The following is a 2,597-nucleotide window of genomic DNA, read 5'->3' on the forward strand; positions in this document are numbered from 1 at the left end:
AAAAACTCATTCCCCATTCCCCATTACCCCTTATCCCCAGAGGGGGCCCCACCTTCCCCATTCCCAATTTAGAAAAAACTACCCTGCATAAGGGTTACCGATTTTGTCTACAGAGACATTGGAGGAGAATGGCAAACGACCTGGATTTAAGCGTGGTTCTGCTGCATAGCCAACAGGAACTAAAACAGCGATCGCTAAATCTGGATTATCCCCAGCACCAATCACTTGTTTTACCTGATCCTCAATCCAACCGTTCATAAAACAAGTGGATAATCCCAAACTTTCTGCTGCTAACACCAAATGGGTAGCGGCAATAATGGCATCTTTGATCGCATATTCGCGTCGCTTGTCGCCTAGCCCAGCTTGAAATTGTGGAATGGCGCTTTTAAAGTACTTTATCGTGCCTTCATTCCATGCCCCAGTTTCAGTTGCCTGCTCAAAAATTGGGGTTAAGTCTCGTTCGCCGACGTTAGGATCGGCGGCAAAGACAAAGGTTACAGGTGCTTGGACAATTTGCTGTTGATTCCACGATGCTGCTGCTAGTGCTGCCTTTTGCGCCTCATCTTGCACAAGAATAATTTGCCAGTCTTGGATATTAAAGCTGCTAGGTGCTGCCACGGTTAACTCTACTAGTTGCTTAAGCAGTTCTGGGGCGATAGGGTCTGTTTTAAAAGTTTTGATGGAACGACGTTGAGCGATCGCACTGGGTACATCTAAAGCTTGGGTTTGGGTGATGGAACTCATAAGATTCTCCTGATAGTTGAGTTATGAAAGGGTTTCGGATTTTACTCTGCTTAGAGTGATTCAAAAGCGTTAAAGAGCAGGGCAATGTAATATGTTCCTCTCTAATTGGGAATGTTAACCGGGTTAGAGATATGCTCGTGGATAATGCGCCATTGTCCCTCTCGCTTCTCCCATACAAGCGTCGCATGAGCCGTAATTCCAACCGCCTCATTCCCTATGGTGGTTGCTGTACTATGAAAAATTAAAGCAGAGACGGTAATGTTATCACTTGTGAAAATCTGAATATCCCCAACTAATTTTACTTGCCACTGTGTTATTGCTGTCATGAAGGGCTTCCATATTTCCTCATACGATTGCCATCCTTGAATTCGAGTGGTCTGCGGTGAGAGGGTATCGAAGGCGAGGAATTGTTCATCTTGCCAGTAAAGATTGTCTAGGACAGAAAAATCAAAGGGTTTGTCGCCTGAACTAAACGCAGCTAGCCAATCGTTAACGCGTTCTTTGATTTCCGCTTCTTCTAAAGTATCTTTCATAGTTCACAACCAATTTTTACAACCATTTTACTGATGTTGTATCTGGGAAAAATCTAAAAGCCCAAAGTTTGATTTGATACTTTCGAGTGCGGAAAGTGGGTTTTAATTATTCAGAGGAGAAGAATTACGCCTTAGCTACCGGCTCATTAGCAGCTGACCAAAATGGATAGTCTGTATATCCTTTTTCATCGCCACCATAAAAGCTTGCTTGATCTGCTTCATTTAGTGGTGCATTCAAAGCGAAGCGTCGGGGTAAATCGGGGTTTGATATAAATAATGTGCCAAAGGCAACTAAATCTGCTGCTTTGTTTGCCAGTACAGCATCGCCTTTTTCACGAGTATAACCACCATTGACGATGAGTGTACCTGTAAAGCGATCGCGTATATGACTAGTGGGTACAATTATCGCGCCATGTCTAATGTCTGCCTCTATTGCCTCAAAAATATGCAGATATGCCAAATTAAACTGGTTCAACGCTTGAGCCGCATAACCGAATGTCTCCAGGGGATTGGAGTCATGCATATCGTTATAAGTCCCACTAGGAGATAAACGTACTCCTACTCGGTTAGAATCCCACACACTAGTTACCGCCTCTGTCACCTCCAACAAGAATCGAGTTCGATTTTCAATGTCACCCCCATATTTATCTGTACGTTGATTGGTGCGATCGCGGAGAAACTGATCTATTAAATAACCATTAGCTGCGTGAATTTCCACCCCATCAAACCCAGCCGCTAGTGCATTTGCCGCTCCCTGACGGTACTGTTCTACTATCTGCGGTATTTCAGACGTTTCTAAAGCACGGGGAGTTAGAAAAGGTTTTAGCCCCTCATAAGTTGCAGCTTCACCTTTAGGAGTAATGGCAGAAGGTGCCACAGGTAAAACTCCATTCGGTTGTAAGTCAGGGTGAGAAATCCTGCCTACGTGCCATAGTTGCAGAAAAATTCTTCCTCCCTGCTTATGTACGGCATTGGTTACTAACTTCCAGCCCTCCACCTGTTCTGGTGAATGAATTCCTGGTGTCGCAGGATAACCCTGTCCTTCAGGAGTTACCTGTGTTGCTTCAGAAATAATCAGTCCGGCGGAAGCACGTTGGACGTAGTAGGTAGCATTTAGTTGGTGTGGTACGTTTCCCTTACCTGCCCTGTTTCGAGTTAAGGGTGCCATTACTATGCGGTTAGGTAGTTCCAGATTCCCTAATTGGTAAGGAGAGAATAAGTTGATATTAGTACTCATTGGTTATATCTCCAAATTATTTTAGTCATTGGTCATTGGTTATTTCTGCCCAGTCCCCAGTCCCCAGTCCCCAGTCCCTAGTC

At 44.5% G+C, this 2,597-nt stretch carries 3 protein-coding genes; all 3 read right to left on the minus strand.

Features of this window, described 5'->3' with window-relative positions; genetic code table 11:
• Positions 1-78: 78 nt before the first annotated feature.
• Positions 79-744, minus strand: a complete 666-nt coding sequence (locus ACFFAP_RS37850; protein WP_375516007.1) for a nitroreductase family protein — start codon at positions 742-744, stop codon at positions 79-81.
• 101 nt (positions 745-845) lie between these two features.
• Positions 846-1,277 (minus strand): YybH family protein, encoded by a 432-nt coding sequence (locus tag ACFFAP_RS37855; protein ID WP_375516008.1) that lies wholly within the window; start codon positions 1,275-1,277, stop codon positions 846-848.
• 124 nt (positions 1,278-1,401) lie between these two features.
• Complete coding sequence (locus ACFFAP_RS37860; RefSeq protein ID WP_375516009.1) at positions 1,402-2,514, minus strand: alkene reductase; 1,113 nt, start codon at positions 2,512-2,514, stop codon at positions 1,402-1,404.
• Positions 2,515-2,597: the final 83 nt, after the last annotated feature.

Source organism: uncultured Nostoc sp. (assembly GCF_964245575.1).
Taxonomy (GTDB): domain Bacteria; phylum Cyanobacteriota; class Cyanobacteriia; order Cyanobacteriales; family Nostocaceae; genus Nostoc.

Coding starts and splice junctions, on each gene's coding strand:
- ACFFAP_RS37850 (WP_375516007.1), bottom strand. CDS start 744: ATGAGTTCCATCACCCAAACCCAAGCTTTAGATGTACCCAGTGCGATC.
- ACFFAP_RS37860 (WP_375516009.1), bottom strand. CDS start 2,514: ATGAGTACTAATATCAACTTATTCTCTCCTTACCAATTAGGGAATCTG.
- ACFFAP_RS37855 (WP_375516008.1), bottom strand. CDS start 1,277: ATGAAAGATACTTTAGAAGAAGCGGAAATCAAAGAACGCGTTAACGAT.